Annotated in this window: 13 protein-coding genes; 6 read left to right on the top strand and 7 right to left on the bottom strand. The window is 69.0% G+C overall.

Annotation, left to right across the window (positions count from 1 at the left end):
* Positions 1-76 precede the first annotated feature (76 nt).
* The 5 genes from WMF19_RS16205 to WMF19_RS16185 are packed head-to-tail and all read left to right on the top strand — an operon-like array spanning position 77 to position 15003.
* Positions 77-1369 (top strand): hypothetical protein, encoded by a 1293-nt coding sequence (locus WMF19_RS16205; RefSeq protein ID WP_437899933.1) that lies wholly within the window; start codon positions 77-79, stop codon positions 1367-1369.
* Positions 1370-1385: 16 nt separating this feature from the next.
* Positions 1386-4907: a DUF6603 domain-containing protein gene (locus WMF19_RS16200; RefSeq protein ID WP_437899932.1), complete on the top strand. Its 3522-nt coding sequence runs from the start codon at positions 1386-1388 to the stop codon at positions 4905-4907.
* Entirely contained in the window at positions 4904-8470 is a 3567-nt protein-coding gene (locus tag WMF19_RS16195) for a hypothetical protein (RefSeq protein WP_437899931.1), read from the top strand. Before WMF19_RS16200 ends, WMF19_RS16195 begins: the two co-directional genes overlap by 4 nt.
* Positions 8471-8498: 28 nt before the next feature.
* A complete protein-coding gene (locus WMF19_RS16190; RefSeq protein WP_437899929.1) occupies positions 8499-13085 on the top strand; it encodes a hypothetical protein in 4587 nt (1528 codons plus the stop codon).
* A gap of 13 nt (positions 13086-13098) precedes the next feature.
* Positions 13099-15003, top strand: coding sequence for a hypothetical protein (locus WMF19_RS16185; protein ID WP_437899928.1), 1905 nt, complete (start codon positions 13099-13101; stop codon positions 15001-15003).
* 46 nt (positions 15004-15049) lie between these two features.
* Here the strand turns inward: WMF19_RS16185 and WMF19_RS16180 are convergent, their stop codons facing one another.
* From WMF19_RS16180 to WMF19_RS16165, 4 genes are all read right to left on the bottom strand, one after another.
* Complete coding sequence (locus WMF19_RS16180; RefSeq protein ID WP_437899927.1) at positions 15050-15442, bottom strand: nuclear transport factor 2 family protein; 393 nt, start codon at positions 15440-15442, stop codon at positions 15050-15052.
* A gap of 153 nt (positions 15443-15595) precedes the next feature.
* Complete coding sequence (locus WMF19_RS16175; protein ID WP_437899926.1) at positions 15596-16297, bottom strand: glycine-rich domain-containing protein; 702 nt, start codon at positions 16295-16297, stop codon at positions 15596-15598.
* Between the two features lie 3 nt (positions 16298-16300).
* Complete coding sequence (locus WMF19_RS16170) at positions 16301-17323, bottom strand: hypothetical protein (RefSeq protein ID WP_437899925.1); 1023 nt, start codon at positions 17321-17323, stop codon at positions 16301-16303.
* Positions 17320-17976 (bottom strand): hypothetical protein, encoded by a 657-nt coding sequence (locus tag WMF19_RS16165; RefSeq protein WP_437899923.1) that lies wholly within the window; start codon positions 17974-17976, stop codon positions 17320-17322. The genes WMF19_RS16170 and WMF19_RS16165 overlap by 4 nt, the downstream gene beginning before the upstream one ends.
* 367 nt (positions 17977-18343) lie before the next feature.
* Between WMF19_RS16165 and WMF19_RS16160 the strand changes: the two genes are divergently transcribed.
* Positions 18344-18499, top strand: a complete 156-nt coding sequence (locus WMF19_RS16160; RefSeq protein WP_272103759.1) for a hypothetical protein — start codon at positions 18344-18346, stop codon at positions 18497-18499.
* Between the two features lie 156 nt (positions 18500-18655).
* Here WMF19_RS16160 and rnk read toward each other — a convergent pair whose 3' ends face one another.
* The 3 genes from rnk to WMF19_RS16145 all read right to left on the bottom strand — a co-directional run bounded on the left by rnk (position 18656) and on the right by WMF19_RS16145 (position 23538).
* A complete protein-coding gene (rnk, locus tag WMF19_RS16155) occupies positions 18656-19078 on the bottom strand; it encodes a nucleoside diphosphate kinase regulator (RefSeq protein ID WP_437899922.1) in 423 nt (140 codons plus the stop codon).
* A gap of 591 nt (positions 19079-19669) precedes the next feature.
* Complete coding sequence (locus tag WMF19_RS16150; RefSeq protein WP_437899921.1) at positions 19670-21979, bottom strand: family 43 glycosylhydrolase; 2310 nt, start codon at positions 21977-21979, stop codon at positions 19670-19672.
* A gap of 41 nt (positions 21980-22020) precedes the next feature.
* Complete coding sequence (locus WMF19_RS16145; RefSeq protein WP_437899920.1) at positions 22021-23538, bottom strand: hypothetical protein; 1518 nt, start codon at positions 23536-23538, stop codon at positions 22021-22023.
* Between the last annotated feature and the right edge of the window lie 174 nt (positions 23539-23712).

The following is a 23712-nucleotide window of genomic DNA, read 5'->3' as shown; positions in this document are numbered from 1 at the left end:
AGGAAGGCTGCCGTAGCGGCGAGCGGAGCAACGACCTTGCTGCCTCCGACGCGCGATGGGCCTGCGAGGACGAGCGATGGGCACGAAAATCGAGATCACGCGAAAGAGTCATCGTCCCCCGCAGGAGTACGTCGTCATCGTCGGGGGCCCCTCCAACATGTTCAACGGTTTTTTCCACGCGGTCGACGAAGACAACGACGCACCGGAGGAAGCCCCCAAGAGCACCGCCAAGGCCGAGATCAAGAAATACATCTATGGCCCCGGCGGCGTGCGCAAGCTCGATAACGCCCCCGACCGGACCGTCACCCACGATCTCTACTGGGCAAACTTCCTCTACACGGCGGTGAAGCTCTTCGAGACACGCCAGGTGCAGCCGCAGCCTGGAGACATCGCGACCATCGTGGTGTACTTGCCGCCCTATCTTCTTCGTCAGGCGACGGATTGGGCTGCATCGCCCTACAACCCTCGGCACTTTGCCAAGGCCTGGGTAAACAACAAATTCCCTTATGATTCCTCCTACCGCATCAGTGAGCAGGGGACCGGGGCCCCGGCCGTGAGGGTCCCCGCGCACTCGACGGCGCCCCCGATCCCCTCGATGCGGGAAGACGACATCGATTTCGAGATCTTCATGAACACCGTCGCAGAGGTCGACGTTCACGGGGTCGATCTCTTCGACGGGGGATTCTACAGGCGGCCGCAGTCCCCTGTCGCCTACCTGGAGCACATTCAGGACGTGCCGTACCGGCTCATCGGCCACGACAGTACGCCCGTCCGGTATGGGCCGCCGCTCCGCAACGTCCTCGTCAAGCTGCTTCTCCTCCGCAACGAGCAAGATCTCCTCGATTACCTCGCCATGGGCACCTGGGCCGGTGCCCCGTGGACGCGGAACGATCGGCTGAGCGACACGCGCACCCACGTCGCTGCGTCCACCTACTACCGCAGGACGCCCCCCGAAGAGTGGAGGGCGACCCCCTCGGTGGACCGAACCAAGGTGAAGATCAAGCGGATCGATTACATCGGCCACTCGGGGTACATAGAGGCTGGCACGCCGACGGAAGACAACGCCTTCTTCCTCCAGTACGGCTGGTACAACACGAAGGGCGAGCTACCTCAGCCAGAGGTGGTGATCTCATCGGTCACTCTCGAGAAGACGCTCTCGCCAGCCCTGTTCACGAAGGACGCGTCCGCCAAGTTCTGGGGCTGTCGCCTCGGGGACCTGATGGCGCCTCGGCTCTCGAAGCTCTTCCCCAACCGAATCGAGGCAACCAAAGCGCTGGTCGATTTCTCGTTCGTCCTCGAGAGCCCCACCGCCCTGCCTGCGCCTTCTAACAGCAGTCACAAGTTCAACAAATATCCGCCAGACCCGTGAGCGTGCGGAGGATTGAATGACGTCTTTTCTGGGATCACTCGCGCTGGCGTTGAAAGAGGCGCTCGATCCGCTGGCCGACAGCCTCTCGAGCCTCGGGGCGTTCCAGGCGCTCCTCAGGCGGCTCGGTTACGGCGTGAGCAGCGTGGACGACTCGTCGATGGCGGCGATCCAGGCCGCCTTCGCGATCGGGGACCTCTTCAAGGCGGCGGAGGCGCTCGCCGACGAGCTGGAGAAAGGGACCGGCGACGACCTCAAGCTCGCCGCCGACCTCGCTGGCGCGCTCGTCCCGATCATCGACGCCGTGCGCAAGCTGGCGACCACGCCGCCGACGGGTCTGCCCTACCCGCTGGACCAGAGCGGCTTCTGGCAGGATGCCCCGCTCGCCCTGGTCGACGATCTCCTGCTCGGCTACCTGGAGCGAAAGCAGCCGATCGCCTTCGGCGCGATCGTGTTCCTGGGGATCGCCGAGGTCGAGCAGGTGCCCGCCGCAGCGCCCGGGCGGATCACCTACGAGCGCCGGCGTCTGTACTGGGATCGGCTCGGCACCTTGCTGTCGGACCCCGAGGCGCATCTGCGCTCGATCTATCACTGGAACGATCCGGCCGAGCCCTTTGCGCACCGGCGGCTGTGGAACGCGTTGCAAAGGCTGCTCTGGTCGGCGGGCGTGCCGGCCCGCCTCCGCGACGCGCCGTCTGCCCTCATCACGAGCTATTACGCCTCTACCAACCCGGCGCTGCCCGCGGTCCGCGAGCTTGCCGTCCCGTTCGCTGCCAGCGAGTCCGGCGCGATGCTCGGCGTATCGCTCCTGCCGATCCCGGAGGGGCTCGCCTCTACCGAGCCGCCCTCCGGTTTCCTCCTGAGCCCTCTCGTGAGCGGCTCGTTCGCAGGAGATGCCGACGGCGGCGGAGATGCCGACGGCGCGCCGATCTTCTCCCTCGACCTGGCCGGGGGCTTCGAGCTCGACGGCGGCCTCGGCCTCGAGGTGCGCCCCGACTCCATCAAGCTCGTCACCGGCACCGGATCCATCAACGCGATCCTCTCGCTCTCCGGCCGCCCGAGCAAGCCATGGCTCCTCGTCGGCAGCCCTGGATCGCACCGCGTCGAGGTGGGCGGCGTCCTGGTCGCCGCAGGCGTGCGCGGAGCGATCACAGATCCGGAGTTCGTCCTGCGCCTGGGCACCGGTGATGGAGCGAATCCTCCCACGATCCGGCTCGTCATTCAGCTGCAGGAAGGCGATGGGTTCCTCAGGAAGGTCTTCGGCGACAAACCGCAGAGCCTCGACTTCGGAGGGGCGATCACGTGGTCGTCGAAGACCGGCCTCGCGCTCAGCGGCAAGGCTGGTATCGCGCTCGTCATCCCGCTCCACGTGAGCCTCGGCGGCGCGCTCGAGCTCGAGACGCTCTACGTGGACCTGGGCGTCTCGGGGAGCGGCGCGGCGTTGACCGTCGCTCTCGATGCGCGCGCCACCCTCGGGCCGGTGGCGGCGAGCGTGCAGCGGCTCGGCGTCAAGCTGGCCCTCGTGCCCGTACCCAGCGGCGGAAAGACAGGGACCTTCGGCGATCTCGATCTCCAGTTCGGCTTCAAGCCGCCATCGGGCATCGGCATCGCGATCGACGCCGGCCCCGTCTCCGGCGGCGGCTTCATCTCGTTCGACCCTGACAACGGGCGCTACGCCGGCGTGCTCGCGCTCTCCCTCTACAGCGTCAAGGTCACCGCCATCGGCCTGCTCGACACCAAGCTCCCCGACGGCAAGCCAGGCTTCTCCTTCCTCATCCTCATCGCCGTCGAGTTCACTCCCATCCAGCTCGGCTTCGGGTTCACGCTGAACGGCGTAGGCGGCCTGTGCGGCATCAACCGCACCCTTGTTACCCAGGCGCTCCAGGACGGCGTCCGCAAAGGGTCGCTCGACAGCATCCTCTTCCCCCGCGACCCGATCAAGCGCGCCGCCCAGATCATCACCGACCTGCGCATGATCTTCCCTCCCGCCGAGGGCCGCTACGTCTTCGGGCCTGTGGTCCGGCTCGGCTGGGGCCTCTGGGTCGAGGCCGAGCTCGGCGTCATCCTCGAGCTCCCGTGGCCTGTCCGGATCGCGATCCTGGGCAAGCTCGACGCGACGTTCCCGGCAAAGGAGGCCGCGGTCGTCGAGCTGCACCTGGACGTCGCCGGCATCATCGACTTCGAGAAGAAGCTGTTCTCCATGGACGCGAGCCTGCACGACTCGCGCGTCGCGCTCTTCAACATCGCCGGCGACATGGCGATGCGGCTGACGTGGGGCGACGACCCGAGCTTCGCGCTCTCGCTGGGCGGGTTCAACCCGCACTTCCAGCCGCCGGTCGGGTTCCCCTCGCTCAAGCGGCTCAGCATCTCGCTCGACCTCGAAGGGGTCGTGCACCTGAGCCTCGAGGCCTACTTTGCGCTGACCTCGAACTCGCTGCAGTTCGGCGCCCATCTCGCGCTCCACGTCACCCTGGAGGTCGCGACGATCGAAGGGTTCTTGAGCTTCGACGCGCTCTTCATCTTCTCGCCCTTCTCGTTCCTCATCGAGTTCGAGGCGGGGCTGTCGGTCAAGCTCGGGTCGCTGACGCTGCTCGGGATCCACCTGGCAGGGGCGCTGTCCGGGCCGACGCCCTGGCACCTCACGGGACAGGCGAGCTTGACGGTCCTGTTCTTCGAGATCGCGGTGAGCGTCGACGTGACGTTCGGCGACGACCAGAAGAACGCGCTGCCGGCGACGGATCCTTGGCCGGCGCTCAAGGCGGCGCTGCAGGACGCCCGCAACTGGGAGGGGCTGTTGCCGCCGAAGGCAGCGTCGGTGGTGAGCTTCTCGGCGCCCGAGGGCAAGGCGGCGCCCGTGCTGGTCGACCCCGTGGGCGCGGTGTCGCTCCGGCAAAAGGTGCTCCCCCTCAACCGGCAGATCACCAGGTTCAACGAGGCCACCCCCACGGGGCCCGACCACTACACGCTGACCAAGGTGACGCTGGGCGGTGAGGTGACGCCGTACGAGCCGCTGGAGGAGGACTTCGCGCCCGCGCAGTACCGTGACCTGCCCGACGACGAGAAGCTCTCGGGGCCATCGTTCGTGAAGATGCAGGCCGGCTTCACGGTGGCGAGCGAGGCCACACGGCTGGGCGCGGTGGTGAGCCTTCCGGTCGAGTACCTGACCACGACCTACGGCGGCGCCGAGGCGGCCGGCACCGGCGCCGCGCTCGCCGCTCGCGCGAGCGGGACGCGCTACGCGCTGGCCGCGAACAGGGCCAGTTGCCTCTCGGGACTCGGGCCGTCGGCGCGCGCCTCGCTGTCGGCGACGGGGATGGGCAAGTACGCGCCCGCGGCCACAGGGCTCGTGCAAATAGAGGACGAGGCCTACACGATCGTCGCGTGGCCGTCGAAGGCCCCGACGACGATCACGGCGGCGACGAGCAAAGGGCTGGCCCAGGCGGCGCTCGCAGAATACCTGTCTGGCCACCCCGAGGCGCGAGGCACCCTCCGCGTCATCAACGTGCACGACATCAACGCTTCGGGCAACGAGGCTGCGTGAGCTCCACCATGAACTCCAATTACCTGTTCATCCCCTGGCTGCGCCGCGGTATCGGAACCCATATCTCCCGCGTCGACGACGGCACGGACACCGCGGGTACAGGGCGGGCCACCTTCGTCGTCGGCGTCGAGCTCAACGACGGCGGGGAGGTCGCCGGAGGCGCCGACCGATCGACCACCGCGATCGAGCTCTCCCTGTACGGTCCGGGCGACATCTCCGCCTTCGACACCCGCGCGATCGTGCGGACGTGGCCGGCGCCCGACGTGTTCGAGGCCGAGACGAACTATTTCCCGCTCATCGAGTTCGGCCCGGCGGATCTCCCGTGGCGCTACACGCCCGCGAGCGCGTCCAGCGCGGACCGGCTGCGCCCCTGGCTGTGCCTCATCGCGCTGAAGGACGACGGCACCGAATACACCTACACGCCGCCCGCCAGGAGCGACGGTCGGCTGGCGCAGGTGACGGTCATCGACCCGAGCAAGCTCCCCGATCTGAAGCAGTCGTGGGCCTTTTGCCATACGCAGGTCCTCAACGTCGGTGCGAGCGCGGCGACCACCGGCGACGGCCGCTCGCCGGGGGCGGCGCTGGTCGCTGCGCTCGACGACCCCTCGCGCGCGGTGTCGCGGCTCCTTTGCCCCCGGCGACTCGAGCCGAAGACCGCCTATACCTGCTTCCTCGTCCCGGCCTTCATGCGCGGGCGGCTCGCCGGGCTCGGCCTTCCCCTCGGCGCCGCGCCCGACGGCATGACACCGGCCTGGGATCCGGCGAGGTCGCCCGCCAACCACACGTTGCCGGTCTATTACCAATGGCGGTTCCAGACGGGCGGAGAGGGCGATTTCGAGTCGCTCGTCATGCGGCTCGCGGCGTGGCCGCCGGACGGCCAGTTCCCCGACGGGTTCGGGCAGCGCGCGCTCGACATCAGCGCGTTCGCGCCGAGCTGGGGCGCGAGCGCGCCCAGGCCACCGTTGAACCCCCTGCCGCTCGCCTCGGCGATCCGGAGGCCCGGCGCGGATCCGACCGACTGGACGACGCTCGCCAGCGACGCCCTCAAGCGGGCGGCGGGCTCGCCGTACCGCGCCGGCTTCGAAGCGTGGGTGCGGGGGCTCGCCGGCCGCCTGAACGATCCGGCCCTGCAGATCGCCGGGACGTCCACGACCGCGGTGAACGACGCCCGCGTCGCTCCGCCGCTCTATGGGCGATGGCACCGCGCTGCCTCGCTCCAGTCTCTGAGCGCCACGCTCAGCGCCGCGCCGGACTGGTTCAACGAGCTCAACAGCGACCCGCGCATGCGCGTCGCGGCGGGGCTCGGAACACAGGTCGTCCAGCGGAACCGCGAACAGCTCCTCGCCGGGGCGTGGAGCGCCGTCGAGCAGCTCCGCAAGGTCAACGAGCAGCTCCGCTATGCGCAGCTGAGCCGCGAGCTCTCCATGAAGCTCTATGCGCGCATGTTCCCCATGGCGACAGCCGCGCTCGCGCCCGCGTCCCCCGGCGGGCCGGCCGAGGTGCGACCGCCCGCCGGCGACGCGGGACGCGCCGCCCCCGGCGCGCCGGCGAGGCGGGCGCGGACGCCGGAACCTTCGCGGCCGGCCGCCTCCGAGCCGACGCCGGCAGATACGGTGGAGGCGCGCTTCGCCGCGCTGCCCGAGCCGCGAGCGCCCCTCGGCGGCGGCGAGCTCCATCCAGCGGCGCTCGACCACGTCCTCGGGTTGACGGCGCGAGCAGTGCCGCTCGACCTCGAAGGGAGCCGCCTCTCCGCCAGCCTGATGTCACCGACGTTCCGGCGGCTCGCGCGGCTCAACGGGCCTGTCGCCGGTCGGCAGGAGCGTCACCTCGAGACCCCCGAGCAGCGGATGGAGCGTCAGGTGCTCGCGCGGTTCAACACCGGCAGCCTCTCGGTCGCTCCACCCCTGCGCGCCCGCAACGGCCTTCCGGCCGTCGAGCCCGGCGCTGCTGCCCCGGTCTCCGCGGAGGCGCGGCCGACGGCGTCCTCGGAAGCCTCTCTCTTGCCGCCGACGTCGATGCCGCAAGCCGCGACGCTTCCGCTCTTCTACGGTTACTTCCTCGACTGGCGCAACTTCAACTTCGGCGTGACGATGTATTACCTCCTCAATGGGAGGCTCACCGTACGCTGGCAGGACTCGACCGATCTCCGCCAACCCTGGAACCCTTACGTGGTGGGCCCGAGGACGATCGAGAACCCCGACGGCGACGCCTACGGCGATCGGAACCACAAGGCCCCTGTGCACGACACCTTTGCCTGGACCGAGGATCTCGCCGGCGTGAGCAAAGGCACCTCGCACTGGGCCAAGGGGTGGACGGACGCCACTCCCCCGGTCGCGAACGCGTGGACTCTCCGGTCGACTCCCCTGCCCGCGGCCGGCGCCAAGGACACGGCGGAGGCCATGGGCGCGGCGGGCTTCCGCGCGGCGATCGTCGCGATGATGAAGGACATCAACGAGACCTTCAACAGCGTCGCGCCCGCGGAGGAGAAGAAGGCCTTCGACCTGTCGAAGGCCGTCGCCGCCGCGAGGGCGGAGCTCGACCCGATGGTGACGATCGAGCGGGCGACGGCAGAGCGCCTCCGGTTCGACGCGAGCCGGGTCACGGTGACCCAGTCGACCACGGCCGACGTCCTCAACCCGGTCACGGCGGCGCCCGAGTTCGAGTTCCCGATGTACGAGGCGCTCGGCGACCTCTCGGCGGACTGGCTCTTCTCAGGCGCCGACCGTGTCCCGCCGAACTCCATCGCCCTGCTCGAGAGCAACCCGAGGTTCATCGAGGCGTTCATGGTGGGCCTCAGCTACCAGATGGCGCGGATGCTGCTGTTCAACGAGTTTCCGACCGACCGCCGCGCCACGTTCTTTCGCTATTTCTGGGACAAGCTGTCGGCGGACTCCCCGTCGCCGGACATCCTGCCGATCCACACCTGGACGAGGCCGCTCGGGCAGAACGGCGGCGCGCGCCCCGGCGCGGGGACGCTGCTCCTCATGATCCGCGGCGACCTCCTGCACCGGTATCCACACACCGTGATCTACGCCGTGCCGGCGCGGTGGAGCGGCTCAGCGCACGTGTTCGACGACAAGGCGAGCGAGACGTACCCGATCTTCCGCGCGACGCTGAAGCCGGACGCCACCTTCCTCGGCTTTCCGTTCGACCAGGAGAAGGCGCTCGGGGTGAAGAGCCCCCCCGCCGACGATCGCGACGGGTCCAGGGGCAGCGCGGGCTATTTCTTCGTCATCCAGCAGCAGCACACGGCCCCGCAGTTCGGGCTCGAGCCGTACACCGGCCCGCGGCTCACGGCGGACACCGTCGATCGAGACGCCCTCGAGTGGGGGCACTTCGTCGCCAGGGAAGCCGACCTGGCCGGGCTCAACTACATCGACCTCGACAAGGCTTTGCCGAAGGTCGGCGTGCGCGACGGCACGAGCGTGAAGGTCCCCCCGGACGTCAAGTGGCCTCAGAAGGACGGGATCCGCTCGAACGACGTCGCCTGGCTCGCGTGGCGCAGGCCCTACCGCATCGCCATTCACGCTTCTCGGCTCCTTCCACCCTCGACAAAGCCCTAGCACGGGGCCGCGGACGACCATGCCCACCATGATGCCTCCGGTGATCACCGACTTTTCTCTCGACTCGAGCTATCCGATGGTCCTCCTCCCCGTCCGGGTGGAGACGCGCTTCGGGCCCGACCAGCTCCGCGTCCGGATCTACCCCGACGAGATCTTCGCGGATACGCACGAGCCCGCGCTCACCGACGCCGAACTCGCGGACGGCCAGCAGTACTGGGTCGACGTGTGGCGGCGATCGGAGGACGACAGGAAGACGGCCTGGCGAAGGCTGCTTCAGCGTAACCGCGCGCAGCGTGCGGCGTGGATCGTGCGCGCGACCCAGCCGACGAACCTCGCCAGCATGGCCACGGACGCGGAGCCCAGGCCTCCTTCGGCCGTGGCGATGCGGAGCTCGTCGTGGACGCGGGGCGCGAGGGCGACGCTCTTGCCCGATCGCTGGACCGTGATCGCCTACCGCGCAGGCCGGACGGGCGGAGCGCTGCGCGTCCAGACGAGCGCGCTCCCGGCCGCCGGGCTCTCGCTGTCCACCGGCCCCAACCCCAGGATGTCGGATCTCGCGTATCAGCTCCAGTACGACGCCGCGTCGCTCTGGACCCTGGACTACGACGAGGCCGTCAAGGCGGGTATGGCGGTCACGATCGACAAGGCTGCCGGGCTCCTCGACGAGGATCTCCGGCTCGGGTTCGATCGGGTGGTGGTCCTCGGCGTGAAGACGTCCGCCACCGGCGAGAAGGAGCTCGCCGCGCTCCTCGACGCCCACCATTACACTGGCGGTCTCGCGCTGCTGCCTCAGGGGACGCCGACGAACAACACGGGGCGCGTGTCCTCGGCGTTCCCGGCCGCCGATCCCAACGGCGAGATGAGCTATGCCGTGGAGCGCTCGGCCTCGCTCCTCCGGCCCGGCAGCGACGGGACCCGGCTCGAGCAGGCGCTCGGCCTCTCCGCCCGCGCCGACGGATCGCGCGTGTTCGACCATATCCAGGGCGCCGGACGCGACGAGCTGTCGTCGGCGCGGGCCATGGCGCAGGCGCTCTTTCCGGCGACGCTCGGCTACTTCATGGAGCAGCTCGGGGCGCCGGTCTTCACGGAGCAGCAATACAAAGACGTGAGGAGCTACTTCGTCGACAACGTCCAAGGGCGCGGCCAGCTCCCGATCTTCCGCGTGGGGCGCGTCCCGTACGGCGTGCTCCCGGTGACCAACGTCCCGTCCTTCAAGCCGAGCGGGTCGACGGACCTCGAGAAGGCGCTCCCCGGGACGCTCGATACGATGGCCCGCTCCTGGATGACGGCCGCCGGGTACGTCGGTTTCGGGGTCAGCGCGACGGGCGAGGCAGCGGTCAACAACTCGGACTATATCGGTGAAGCCGCGGGGTTTCCGCGGATCTCACGGCGAAGCACGGATCCGGTGAGCGACCTGCACCGCGTGGTGGCGAGGGAGGCGAGCTCGACCGCCTTCAGGGTGTCGAAGGGCTTCGTGGGCCCCTCGGTCATGCGCAACTTCGCCCACTTCCTCAACGGCAGCGCCTTCTTCGACGCCAGCGTGAGCAACGACCGCATCGGGGCTCCGGTCACCCTCACGCCCCGCGACGACACGACGAACATCAAGAAGCTGTTCTCGAACTGGGTCCTCGCCGCCGAGGATCTGTACAAAGGCACCTCGACAACGCAGAGCCCCTGGCCCTCGAGCTGGTCAGAGGCGCGGATCGCCTGGACACAGCAGACGGGCGGCACGTACGCGTTCAACGGCCCGCTCGTCGGCGACCTCTCGTCGGAGACGGAGGGGCTCGACGATCCGAAGGTCAACGCCTCGTTCGGCTTCAACTACATCGCGTGGCTCGAGACCGCGGACCCCGAGGCGATCCGCGATCGAAAGGCCCCGGTCCCCGCGGGCAAGAGCGCTCCGACGGCGCTCCTGTTCGAGCTCCTGCGGAGGTCGGCGCTCAACATGTACCTGAGGCTCGCCTACGAAGCCACGGGCGACACGGCGCCGCGCTTCGACTCGGAGCTCCTCGTCCTCGACGGCAACTCACGCTGGGACCGCTTCTCGGCAAAGACGGGCGTGCCCGCGGGATCGGCCTACGCGTCGCTCGGCAAGTACCTGGCCTCCAGCGATTACGACGCCTCCGGGACCACGGAGCGGGCCGCGTTCCGCGCCGCCCTCGGCGTGCTCAAGGCGCTCCCCTCGGCCGAGCTCGAGAGGTTGTTCACCGAGACGCTCGACGTGTGCTCGCACCGCCTCGACGCGTGGATCAACTCGCTATCGACCACGCGCCTCTCCGAGCTGCGGAAGAGCAAGCCGACCGGCTGCTGGGTCGGCGGCTATGCGTGGGTCGAGGATCTGAGGCCGCTGGCGCGGACCTACGTCAGCGGCGTCAAGGACAAGAACAAGGACGGCACGGACGCCACGGTCACCATCGAGAGCGCGCCAGCGACGTCGGGCGGCTTCGTCCTGACTCCCTCGCTGAACCACGCCACCACCGCGGCCGTGCTGCTCAACGCGCCTCGCACCCACCCGGTCGATCCGGACATGTACACGGTCAACCTGTCTTCCTACCGCGTGCGCCAGGGCCGCTTCATCCTCGACGCCGTTCGCAACGGCCAGCCGCTCGGCGCCGTGCTCGGCTACCTCTTCGAGCGGTGGATGCACGAGTACTCCAGGAGGACGCCCGCATCCGCCGACGCGGAGGTCACGGACATCACGCCGTACATCTCCGATCTGCGGAAGAGGTTCCCGCTCACGACGGTTGGCCGCACGGTGGCCCCGGCGGACGCGTCGGTCTCGCCGACCTTCGCGGCGGAGTCGATCGACGCCCGCAACGTCGCGGACGGCTTGTCGATCTACAACCACAAGAAAGAGTTCGACGAATTCGCCCATTCGTACGTATCGCCTACCTCGACAGCGGGGCGGGACATCGAAGAAGCGCTGAAGATCATCTATATCCAGCTCGCCGATTGCGTCGACGGCCTGTCCGATCTGCTCCTGGCCGAATCGGTCTTCCAGGCGACGCGGGGCAACACCGGGGCGGCCTCGGCGAGCCTCGAAGGGATGGCGCAGGGGCTGCGACCGCCGGACCCGGATTTCATCCGCACGCCGGCGGCCGGCGCCTCGATCACGCATCGAGCCCTGTGGGTGCTCGTCGACGAAGGCGGCGCGCCGCTCAAGCTCCATCGCAACTGGCCAGACGCGGCGACCCCGCGGGCGGCCGCAGAGCCTGCCATCGACGGGTGGGTGGGGTCGCTGCTCGGAGACCCCGCGCAGATCGGCTGTCGCGTCGTCATCCCCGCGAGCGGCAGCGGAGGAGGGGGCGCCGCGAGCGCCGGCGTCACGCTCCAGGACCTCGGGCTCCGGCCGATCGACTTTCTGTCGCTCGCCAGGGCGGCCAGCCTCGGAGAGGCGGACTCCGAGCTCGACGGCCGCGTCCTCGACGCCGCCAGGGCCAAGCTGGGGATGGCGTCGCTCGAAAGCGCCCAGATCCTCTATGGCTCTCCCGGGCCCGGCGTGAGCCGCTCGTTCCACGAAATGCTCGAGCTCGGGGCGGCCATCCACGGCGTGCTCGGCCAGTCGCGGGCGCTCTCGCCGTCGGACCTGGCGCCGCCGGTCAAGGCAAAGGCCGCTGGGCAAATCGACGCGGGCAACGCCGTCGAGCGGGCCACCGCCGCGCGGCGCGGGCTCGTGGAGCTCGCGCTCGCGTCGACGATCGCCGACGTCGTCGCGAAGCGCAAGAGCGACGACGACCTGCGAGCCGTCCTGCGCTCTGCCGCGCTCTACGGCTTGCAGGGCGCCTATCCGCCGCCCGCGGGGACGATCTCGTCCAGGGATCTGCTCGCCGCGGCGCAAGCGGTCCAGAAGGAGATCGAGAGCCGTACGGGCGAGGGGGAGTCGAGCATCACCGACGCGGCCGGGGCGGGAAAGGTGCTGTCGGAGGTGTTCGGTCGCGACTTCATCTGGCTGCCGAGGTTCACGCTCCACACCGATGCGGCCGACGAGCTTGGCAATGCGCTCTCGGGCTCGGTGAGCTTCGGCGGCGACTCCGAGCTCATCGCGGTGAACAGGTGGTTCAACGGCGCGGCGCTGGTGCGCCCCGCGCTCGGCCGCTGGCGCAAGCTCCGGCTCTACACGCGCGCGCTCTCGAAGGCTGGCAACGGGTGGAAGGTCGCCCAGCTCCCCTATAAGTCGGGCGAGACCTGGGTGGGCGCCAAGCTCTCCGACCCGATGGCCTACCGGGGGAAGGTCTCCCTCGTGCTGCAGTGTGCCGGCTCGCCGCCGAAGGCCACCGACCGCCTGGCCGGGCTCTACGTCGACGAGTGGAACGAGCTGATCCCGAGCTCGAAGCGGACGGCGGGCGTCGCCTTCCAGTACGATAACCCGGGCGCCGAGGCGCCGCAGGCGATCCTCTGCGCGGTCCCGGCGGACGCGAAGAAGAAATGGGACATCAACGAGCTCGCCGCCGTCATCAACGTGGCGATGGATCTCGCCCGGATCCGCGCGGTCACGCTGAGCGAGACAGCGCATCTCCCCAACTATCTACCGTGGCTCTATTACCCGGTCAACGCCGAACACCCGGCGACCCAGGACACGCTGCACCCGCAGCTCACCAGGATCCCGTCTCTGTAGTGCTGGAGGAACGATGACGACCACGACGCCGACGGGAATGACGCCCAGGCCGACCTGCTCGCTGACCTACTGGAACCAGATCTGCCCGACGTTCTCCGACGAGGACGTCGAACGAAACCTCGCGGCGCCTGTCCGCGATGCGCTCTGGCTCCTGAGCCGCCAGTGGCAGGTCGGCGAGTTCCAGGGAGAAGACGCGGGCTCGCCGGCGTTCGTCTCGTTCACGACGGTGACCGCGCCGCTCGGCACCTGGCTCGCCCGGGACGCGGACGCCGCAGCCCCGCTGCCGGCTGATCGCCCGTTCGAACAGGCGTTCGAACAGGAGGCGATCGACTTCATGCAGCCGGGCTTCCGCGTCGAGCTCGGGGACTTCTTCGAGTCGCTGCTCGAGGACGCCGGGGGCGGCGCGGCGATCGACAGGTTCCGGCTCGCCTTTCCCATGCGACAGGACGGCGCCCTCCAGATCGGCAGTGACGTCGTGCAGACCGTCGATCCGCGCGATCAGGAGGGGCTCCGGTTCCTGCGCGTCGTCGGCGGGCGCTCGATCGACGGCATCGCGCTCTTGCAGGCGGTGTTGACCGCGACCGCGGCAGCCGGCAAGGACATCGCCAAAGATCCCCCGGTGGTCCCTGCCTTTCCCGGCGCCGTTTCCAGGCTGACCACGGAGGAAGAGGCTCGCGCCGTCAAGGCGCTCGCTGTGTTCATCGCCTGGTTCGTGCCCCGGTTCGCTCCGCTCGATCAGCGGATCGGCCCGGGCTGGGTCGCCGACAGGCTCGCGTACAGCGCTTCGGTCTTCGCGAGGACACCGTACAACGTCGCTCCTGAGTGGAAGGATCCGTCCAATGGCGCCTCCCGGATGACGGTCACGCCGGATCGCGATGGCGACGTCGACTGGTATTCATTCGATATCACCGGGTCCGTGGGCACGACCACGGCTGCCCGGGCGCCCACGGGGCTCACGGCGGGCGTCTACGATGCCAAGCTCGGCAACGTCAAGGCGTTCCCCGCCCACGTGCGCTTCCGCGGGATGCCGAACGAGCGGTGGTGGGACTTCGAGTCGAACGAGGTGGACTTCGGATCGATCGTGCCGGAGCGGCGCGATCTGGCCAAGATCCTCATGCTCGACTTCGTGCAGAGCCAGAGCAACGACTGGTTCTCCGTGCCGTTCGAGATGGACGCCGGGACCGTCTGCTATCCGGAGAGCCTTTACGTTCACGATGTGTTCGGGAACATCATCGACGTCAAGCACGCGAACACCTGGATGTTCCAGCCCCTTTCGTTCGTCTGGTCACGGCCGTCCACCCCCGCGCCCGGCTTCGTCGGCAGGGCGTTCATCTCGGCGCCCTCGGTGAACGCGGCGGTGCAGCAGAGCGCGCCGTTCGAAGAGGTCCGCTTCCTGCGCGACGAGCTCGCTGAGATGGCATGGGGGATCGAGAGCGTGACGCCCAGCGCGGTCGGCTCGCGGTGGAGCGGCTACGAGCGTGTGCAGGCTGCCAATCCCACGACGTCGCCGCCGGTGTCGCCAGCTTCGGCGGAGGCGCCGAGCCCCGCCGAGACGCCGCTCCGGTATCTGATCGAGACGACCGTCCCGGAGAACTGGATCCCGCTCGTGCCGGTGCTCACGGGCGGGGCAAGCTCGCGGATCGTGCTCCAGCGGTCCGCCGTGGAGCGCGTGAACGAGGGAGGCACGATCGAGACGGTCCAGCCGCTCGGGCGCATCCTCGGCTATGCGGTGACGCCCCCCTGGCGCGTCGCCGAGGAGGAGGTGCCGCGCGAGGGGCTGCGGATCACGCGCGTCTTCAAGCGTGCTCGCTGGGTCGACGGCTCCACGTGCCTCTGGATCAGCCGCGGCCGCGGCCCGGGACAGGGCGAGGCCCGCAGCGGGCTCACCTACGATCAGGCGCTGCCGCCGAACAGCTGAGATCGTGAGCAACGCGGGCACGGGGCCGGATGATGCGCCGGCGAGCTCATCCCCCGCTGGAGAAGATCGTGCGAAGATGCGACGCGTCGTAGAACTCCCTCACATGCCGGAGCTTGCCCCCCTCATCGAAGCTGAAGACCCCGATCCCGTCGATGACGACCTGCTCTCCTCGCTTGGTCCGGATGCGCGAAGACCATCGCGCCGCGATCTCGCCGCCGCAGGCGAAGACATCGCGGATCTCGTGGTCGACCTGCTCGATCATCGCCCTGCCAGCGAGGAGGAGCTCGCGGACCGCCTCTCGCCCGCGGTAAGGGGGCGTCCCGACAGGGTCTTCGAGGACGACATCCGGCCGGAGGAGAGCCAGGTAGACGTCGATGGGCTCGTTGAAAGCGGCGTTGAAGTATCTGTCCATGAACTGGCGCGCTTCGGTCTCGGTCATGATGCTCCTCCGGAATGCCGTATCTGTTCTGCTGCGCGGGCGCAACGCCGTGTCGCGGCGCCCGGTCCCTTGCGCACCTCTGACGAGGTAGTTCACGACGCGGGAGGATGTGATGCCCTGCGGCTCAGGGTGCTGCCGGGCTCGGCGCGCCGATCACGGGGCGACGCGGAGCGTCCGCGACGCCACGAGCGCCCGGCAGAGGGCGATCCGGTCGTCCAGGTCGAGCCCGGGCAGCTCGCGCACGTAGAAGATGCCGTGCCGGGCGATGAAGCGCAGCGCGGGCTCGCCCCAGGCGTCGACGCGCACGAGCACCGCGTCGCCGTCGACGAGCTCCGCCTTGCCGTCGCTCAGCCGGACCGACACCTCGCGATCGCGGATCACGCGGCGCGGGCCGCAGACGGACGAAGCGTCGCTCCACAGCTCGGGCGGCGGCTCGCCGTACAGGGCGCTGTACGCGTCCGCGAACTCGTCCCACGTCGCCTCGCGGCAGGCGTGCGCGACGGGCGCGTTGCTCGGCGCGTGGTGCAGGAAGCGCCCGAAGAAGCGCTGGCAGAAGTCGGCATATTCGATCGTGAAGAGGACGAACTGGTGCCAGGCCTCGTCGACGCGCAGCGAGAACATCGGGTAAGCGCGGGTGCGGTCGGAGTCGACGAGCCAGAGGTAGCGCACGAGCTCCCGGAACAAGGCCTCTGCCTCGCGCTCGGTGGCCACGGTCTTGTTCATGAGCAGCTTGCTGATGACGAACGGCGCCCGGTAGGCAAAGAGATCAGGCCGCCTGCGCGCGCTGGGCGTCACGACATCTGTCTGCGCGGGTTGCGCGGGTTGCGCGGGTTGCGTGGTTTGCGTGGTTTGCATGGGTCAGTTCTCCTGGGCTTCGAAGGGCTGAAAGGTCCCCCAGTCGACGAGGGCGCGGGCGAGCGCGAGCTGCTCCGCCTCCGCGAGGCCGGGGATGTCGCTGGGGCGGAGCTCCCGGGCGGCCGACACCGCGCGGAGAGCGGGTCCGGCCCACGCATCGACGCGGAGCAGGACCTGGGCGCGCGCGCCGCACCGCGCGACGAGCTCGGCGCGGCCCGCGCGTGGCGCCACGTCGAGATCCACGCCCGGCCAGCGGCGCGCGAGGACGGCATGCGTGCCGAGGGCCTCGGTAGCCTTGGTCCGGCCGAGCGCCCGCGCGGCGCGCCGCCGGGTCCCCGCGTCGCCGCGGGCGTGGAGGTGCGCGAGGAGCGCGGCGGCCTGCGGGCCCCGCCGCTCGAGGGCGTCGATCTGCGCCCGGCGCACGCACTCCCGCTCGTGCGCGAGGAGCGCCGCCGAGAGCGCGTCGTCCGGCTCCGCTCGGGGCGCCGCGGGGGTCAGGCCCTCGATGGGGCCCACCTGCGCCTCGATGACAGGACCGTCGTGAGGGCCGAACAGGTGCAGCGAGATGGACCAGCTCCCCGTCGGGTTTCGCGGGTCGTGGATGCACGGCCCGTAGATGTGGCCGACCCGCCCGGCCTCCGCGGAGAACAGCCGCTTCGGCACGAGCCGCCGCGCGCGGGCCGTCGCTTCCCAGTCGAAGGTCGCGACGTCGAGCGTGTTGTGGACGACCGCCGTGACCGTCCAGTCCGAGTGCTCGTGGGCGCCGGCCGCGCGCCCGGGCCGCCAGTACGCGAACGCGAGGCGCACGCCGAGCTCGGGGATGACGTGGAACGGCGCGAGCTCCGGCGCGCCGTCGCGACGCTCGATCTCGAGCGCGAAGAGGTCGAGCAGGAGCTCGTCGTCCGAGAGCCCGGCGCGGACCGCGCCCTCGACCGCGCGGACGTGATCGCGCGGCGGATGGCCGCGGTCTTCTGGGACCGGGAAATCGAGCCGCCCGAAGAGGGCGGTGAGCTCGGCGAGCCTCATGGCGCGACCCGGAGGAAGTCGCCCTTCACGAGCGGACGACAGAGCGCCACGCGCTCGCCGTCCTCGAGGCCGGGGAGCTCGCGGACATAGAAGTGATCGCAGTCGACGATGAACTGCAGCGCGTCCTTCGCCCAGGCGTCGATGCGCAGGAGGACCCGCGGCGGCTCCAGCGACCACACGAGATCCGCCCTCCCCTGCTCGACCCGGACGAAGATGGGGCGGCCGAACGTGACGCGGATGAGCCGCGTGTCGGGCGTCACGGCGAGCTCGTCGCTCCACGCCGCGGAGACGGGCCCGAAGAGCGCCTCGTACTCGGCGCGAAACTCGGCGCGGGTCATCTCGGGGCGCGATCCAGGGCCGCGAGGAGCCGTGTTGGCGGTGTGGTGGACGAACTCGCCGAAGAAGCGGTGCCCGAAGGCCGCGTACTCCTCGGTGAAGAGGACGAGCTGGTGCCAGACCTCGTCGATCCTCCGGGAGAACATGGGGACTTGCCGGGTCCGGTTCGCCTCGCAGAGGAAGAGGTATTTCTTTACCTCGTCGAGGAGCCGCGCCGCCTCCTCGCAGGAAGGGACCACCCGGTCCTTGACGAGCTTCTCTTCGAGCCACGGCGCACGGAAGGAGAGCAGTTCGGGGATGATTGACGTGTCCATCACGCCGGGCTCGTGCGAACCTCGTGCCGAGCGGCGCTCGCCCGCTTCGGATACGGGCCCATCTCGACGTTTTCGGTGCTCGGCGCACCGGAGTGCGCCTGCGCGCCGAAAACGCCGATCTGAGCCCGTCTCCTGTGCGGGTGAGCGCCGCTCGGGGATCCCATCGGGTGTACCGGAGCTGGTTGGAAGGGAAGGCCGATGCCCGACCGGTTTCCCCAACTGGGAAAGGGGTTGCTCAAGCGCGGCCGCTACCGCGCCAAAGCGGCCGATTCTGCGGCAAAAACGGCGTGGCACGGCGACTGCAATAGCCCTCCTCGCGGGACGTCGAGTCCCCGGATGGAAATAACCAACTCACTACGGAGCAATCGCCATGAACGAGCAGATCAAGGTCGAGGTCGAGGTCGAGTCGAAGCAGGAGACCGTCGAGGAGCGCCCTGCGCGCCTGACGGTGGAGGTCCCCACGGAGCTCCAGGCGGGCCTTGCCCCGCAGGTTTGCACCTGCCCGCCCGGCTGTTGCGGCTGCTGAGCCGGCGTCGAGGCGCGGGGGACCGCGGCCCGCGGCGACCGGCACCTCGAACCTGACGACACGACCGCGGAGGCCCGCGCTGCGATGAGCAGCGTCGGGCCTTTCGCGTTCAAGGCGCACGACGCGCCGGCGAGGCCGGCCGTTCGCGCCGGAGGCTCACAGATCGAAGCGACCCGACGCCTCGGGCTGATAGACGATGCGCTCGATCCGGAGCCGCCGGGTGCGGCTCGGCGTGGGCCACTCCACCTCGTCGGACTCTCGACAGCCGAGCAGCGCGAGCCCCATCGGCGCGAGCACCGAGATGCGGCCGCTCTTCACGTCGGCGATCCCGGGAAACACCACGGTCACGCAGAGCCGCTCCTCTGTGTCGAGATCGAGGAGCTCGACCTTGGAGTTCATGGTGACCACGTTCGGCGGGATATCCGCCGGCTTCACGACGTCGGCGCGCTCGATCTCGATCTCGAGCGCCTCCAGGTTCGGGGAGTCGCCCCCGGGCCGCGCGCGCAGCGCCTCGAGCAGGCGCGCGAGGCGATCGCGGTCAAATTCGGTGAGGACGATGGGGTTCGAGTGAGGTGCCATGAGCTGAGATCTCCTTGTGTCGTCGGTGCGATCCGGGCTCGGCCGAAGGTCCGCGCCGGCGAGCTGGACGGCGCGAGTGCTCGCCCAGGTCGCCCGCTGAGGCGCCCTCGATGCCAGGCCCGCTTCCTTCCGGGAGCGGCCAGCGAAAAACGCCGGGAGGCCGCTCCCCTACGAGCGTGCGGGCGACCTCCGGCAGAGGAGCCGGGATCGCAGGGGGATGAGCGCGCTACGCGCGCCGCGGCAAGGCCACGAACGCGACGCGACGGGGTGCAGGCAGACGCTCATTCCATGGGCATGGTAACACGACGGTCCCCCCCAGGGCCATGACAAGGGGCGGCGCGTCCGGGAAGCGGTCCTCATTTGCCGTTGTCGTCCGCCCGACCTTTCATCACTCCCAGGCGGGTCCCCCTCCCCCGCCGATTCATCGCAGAGCCCGCTGCTTCCGGCGATCGCTCGTCATCGACCGGTGTGTCTGGCGGCACTGTTCCGCGGGGGCGAACCGTCACAATCCGTCGGATTCTCCGGGATTTGGGAGAGCCTCGTGCCGAGCTCCCCACCTCGCTGCGCGCGCTCGACTCCTCCGCGAAACAGTCAGTCGCCAATCGTATTCGCGCCGTTCAGGAGCGGTACGCCGAAGTTCGGCGTTCCGTCTGCGTTCCACTCGAGCCGCTGGACGCGCGTGTGACGGTTCGGGTCGTAGAGCGGGTCCCCCGTGATCTTCTCGTAGTTCCGCGCGTGGTACACGAGCACGTCGATCGATCCATCCGCCGAGGTCGTGAACGAGTTGTGGCCCGGGCCATACAGCCCGTTTGCGCTGACGAACACTGGATTCTCGTTCTTCGTCCATGAGCTGGCGCTCAGCAGGTCGTCCGTCGCGCTCGCCGTGAGCAGGCCGAGGCAGTAGCGATCGTCCGTCGCGCTCGCTGAGTAGCTGATGAAGATCCGCCCATTCCGCTCGAGCACGGCAGCACCTTCGTTGACCGCGAACCCCGCCGTCTCCCAGGCGTGCTCGGGTCTGGCGATCCGCACGTTGGGCCTGGCCAGCGTCCACGGGTTCAGCATGGCCGCGATGAACAAGCTGCTGTTGTCGCCCTCGACGCTGGGGTCCTCCTGCGCCCACACGAGATAGCGCTTGCCGTCGTGCTCGAACGTCGTCGCGTCGAGCGCGAACGTGTCCGAGTCCGTCACGATCTGCCCTCGCTCGATCCACGTGCCATCCATCGGGTTGGCCGATGAGTTCTCGAGCACATACATGCGAATGGCCCAGATGTTGGTCGAGCTTCCGGCGGCGAAATAGATGTACCACTTGCCGTCGATGAAATGTAGCTCGGGCGCCCAGATGTGCGCCGCCACCGGGCCGGTCGCGTGCTTCGTCCAGACGACCTTCGGGGTCGCGCTGGCCAGGCCTCGTATCGTGGTCGCGCGCCCGATCTCGATGCGATCGTACGTCGGCACGCTCGCGGTGAAGTAGTAGTACCCGTCCGTATGCCGCTTGATGTGGGGATCGGCGCGCTGCGAGATCAAATAGCCGAGCGGCTCGAGCGCGAACGACGCCTCCGAGTTCTTGACCGCCGTGCCGTCGAGCACGTGCGCATAGATCTGGTAGTTCAGCTGCCGGAGATAACGTGTCGGGTCTGAGTACCACTGCAGCGAGACCATCGTCGGATCCCCGTTCAGCGCGGGCACGATCCGGAACGTGGCGTCGCTCCGGAACGTGGTGGTATCCGTGAACACGTCGATCCACAGAAGGTGACTCCTCTCTTCGGGTGGAGTCTGCCAGAGCCCGCTAGCCCGGTTGGCCGTCTCGCTCTGCAGCGGGTACCGGGTCGAATTCATCCTGTCGACGTGCAGGTAGCGACCGCCGAAACCCACAGGCTCGAACGACACCAGCGTCGGATCATCCGGGTTCGCCAGGCCGGGCACCACTCTCCACTGGAAGTCGGCAGGAAGCTGGTTGTTTGCCCTATCGTCGAGGTTGGTGATCATCGCGTGATAATAGGAGTGCGCGACGTAGAGCGGGGCGTCCTCCTTGTGCGTCGTGCGAAGCTGGTACCCCCCTCCGACGTCGTCGTCGAGATTGGATAGCTCGAGAGCAGCGGGGGCGGCGAGGGCCGCATACTCGGGGTCCTCGCTGGCCGGTGAGCCGAAGACGACACGTACGGGCTGAGCTCCGTCGGCCTGCCAGTCATCGACGCTGCTCAAGGTAACGGTCTGCGCCGTGCTCCAGTTCGCCTCCGTGAACGTCAGGTCGGCGTGGCTCAGCGTCGCCTCGGTCGTGTCGCTGACGCTGAGGGCGATCGTCACGGGCGCGCTCGGCTGCGACGCGAGGAGCACGGTGAACGTCACGGGCGCGCCGCGCTCGGCGAGGGTCCCCGACGGGTCGCTGACGACGATCGCCGCCGTCCCTGGACCGTCGTCGTCCGTGTTCGTGATGTCAGCGGACTCCGCGACGAGGCCGTCGCAGGCTGGGTCTGCAGAGACCGAGGGCCCGAAGCGGACGCGGAAGATCTGATCCCCGTCGCTGTCCGCGTCGTCCACGCCCGTGACCGTGATCTCTCGAGGGACGCTCCAATCCTCCGCCGTGAAGGAGATGGTCGCCGGTGAGACGGAGCCTTCGGTCGCATCCGAGGTCGAGACCGGCACCATGACAGGCCCGCTCGGCGCGCCGTCGAGCGCCACGCTCACGGTCACCCGCCCGCCGGACTCCGAGGTGCTGAGAGCCGTGACCGCCGGCATGATCCGCAATGAATTGGTCGACGCGTCCGGCGCATCGGTCGAGGGCCCATCCGAGCACCCGACCACCACGAGCAGCGCGGCGAAGGCGCCAGCTGCCGCCGTGAGCGCGACGCGTGGCGCAGAGAGGAAAGTGCGCTCTGGATGGGAAGAACTCGGTGCGCGCATGATGAGGGAACCTCTACCCATCAGTGGGTCCGGTAGGATGTTCAGTAATGGGCGATGACCGCGTCGAGCTCCGCCTGCGTGACCCGGACCGCGTTCGCGTGGCGCACGCCGGACGGAAAGCGGTACTGCGCGCTCGGGAGCTCCGTCCAAGAGCCCGGATCCGTGTCGAGATCCGTCGTGCTCCAGCACCCGAACACACCGCCGTTCAGGTAGTAGTCGGCGAAGAGGTACCATCGACTCTCCCGCGGATCCTTGATGACGAACGGTCCCTCGGTCGCTCGTCTCCTGCTCTGGGTCGACCCGCGCGTGATGTAGTCCGGACTCCATCGCGTGAACGTCGCCGGATCGAGCGCGAGCGTCGAGGAGCGCGCGATCTGGATGTCCTTGCCCGATCCGGTGAGCGCGCTCCCGCTGCTGTCCGTCTCGTCCTTGAAGAAGAGGTAGTTGCGGTCATTCCATTGCGTGATCGTCGCGTCGATGACGCTGTAGCCCGGATCGAAGAGCACGTCGGGCGTCGGGTTGACGATGGTGACGAAGTCCTCGGTGTAGCTGACGTAGATACGGTTCGCGCCCGTGGTGTCGTTCCCCGACCAGATGATCGCATAGAGCTTTCGATCGGGATCGTAGTAAGCCTCCGGGGCCCAGGCGTGCATCGGGGTGGCGCTGGGGCCCGAGAGGTTCGTGAGCGTGATCAACCGGGGATTCGTGAAGGTGATGAGATCGGTCGAGTCGGCCACGAAGATCTTGGAGCTCGGATGGTTCCAGTAGTTCGAGTCGTTTTCCGAGAGCGTCCAGTCCGTGGCGATATAGATGTACGTTCCATCGTTCTTGCGGAACAGGAACGGATCTCGGATGTGATTCGTGCCCATCCCGGTGAGCTGGTACGCCGGCTGTCCGTTGGCGAGGGCCGACCAGTGAAGCCCGTCGGTGCTGTAGGCGAGATGCAGCGAATCGCTCGCCACGTCCTGATTCGGCCCGAAGTAGCTCATCACCCAGGCACCCGGGGAGCAGCTGGTTGCATTCATCGTGGCCGTGAGCTCGCCGTTCGTACACTTGAGGCAGCTGCGGTCCGTGGTGCTGCTCCCCTCCGTACCGACGAGCTCCCCTGGCACGCAGTCGGTCCACGCGACGCATGTCGTCGCGGGATCGGCGTCGTCGTCCCAAGTGCCGTCCGCGCAATCGACAGACGCGGCGGTCCCACCTGCGCAGTACGTGCCCGGCGAGCAGCCGTCACACTGCGCGGGCGTGGTGCTCGTCCCAGGCGCGGTCTGCCTCGTCCCAGGCGCGCAGGGCGTGTGCATCCTGCAGCTCGGCGCGTTCATCGTGTCGCTGAAGGTGCCCTCCGGGCACGCCGTGCACCGCCGGTCCGCCGTAGGCGAGCCCTCGGCGCTCGCGAAGGTGCCTGCGGAGCAGCCTGTCCATGCGACGCAGCTCGTCGCGCTGTCGCCATCGTGATCCCAGGTGCCCTCGGAGCACGCGGGGGGCTCGGCATGGTGCCCTGCGTCTCCGCCGGTCGTCGTCACCGGGTCGCTGCACCCGGAAGTCCATAAGAGCGCCACCAGGAATCGTGCTCTCGATCTGCTTCCCAAACGTGCCATCTCGCTCCTCGGTTTCGCGCGTAGTTGCTGCGCCGATGGACGCCGACGCCCACCCGGTCCGATGTGCGTGGGGCACCTGTGTCCGCGATGACCGAGCGAGCGGAGCCGTGCCGGGATCGATCCCGAGGACGAGCG

It is taken from the genome of Sorangium sp. So ce124 (assembly GCF_051525235.1).
Taxonomy (GTDB): Bacteria; Myxococcota_A; Polyangia; order Polyangiales; family Polyangiaceae; genus Sorangium; species Sorangium atrum.
This window is presented reverse-complemented; position numbering and strand designations above follow the sequence as displayed.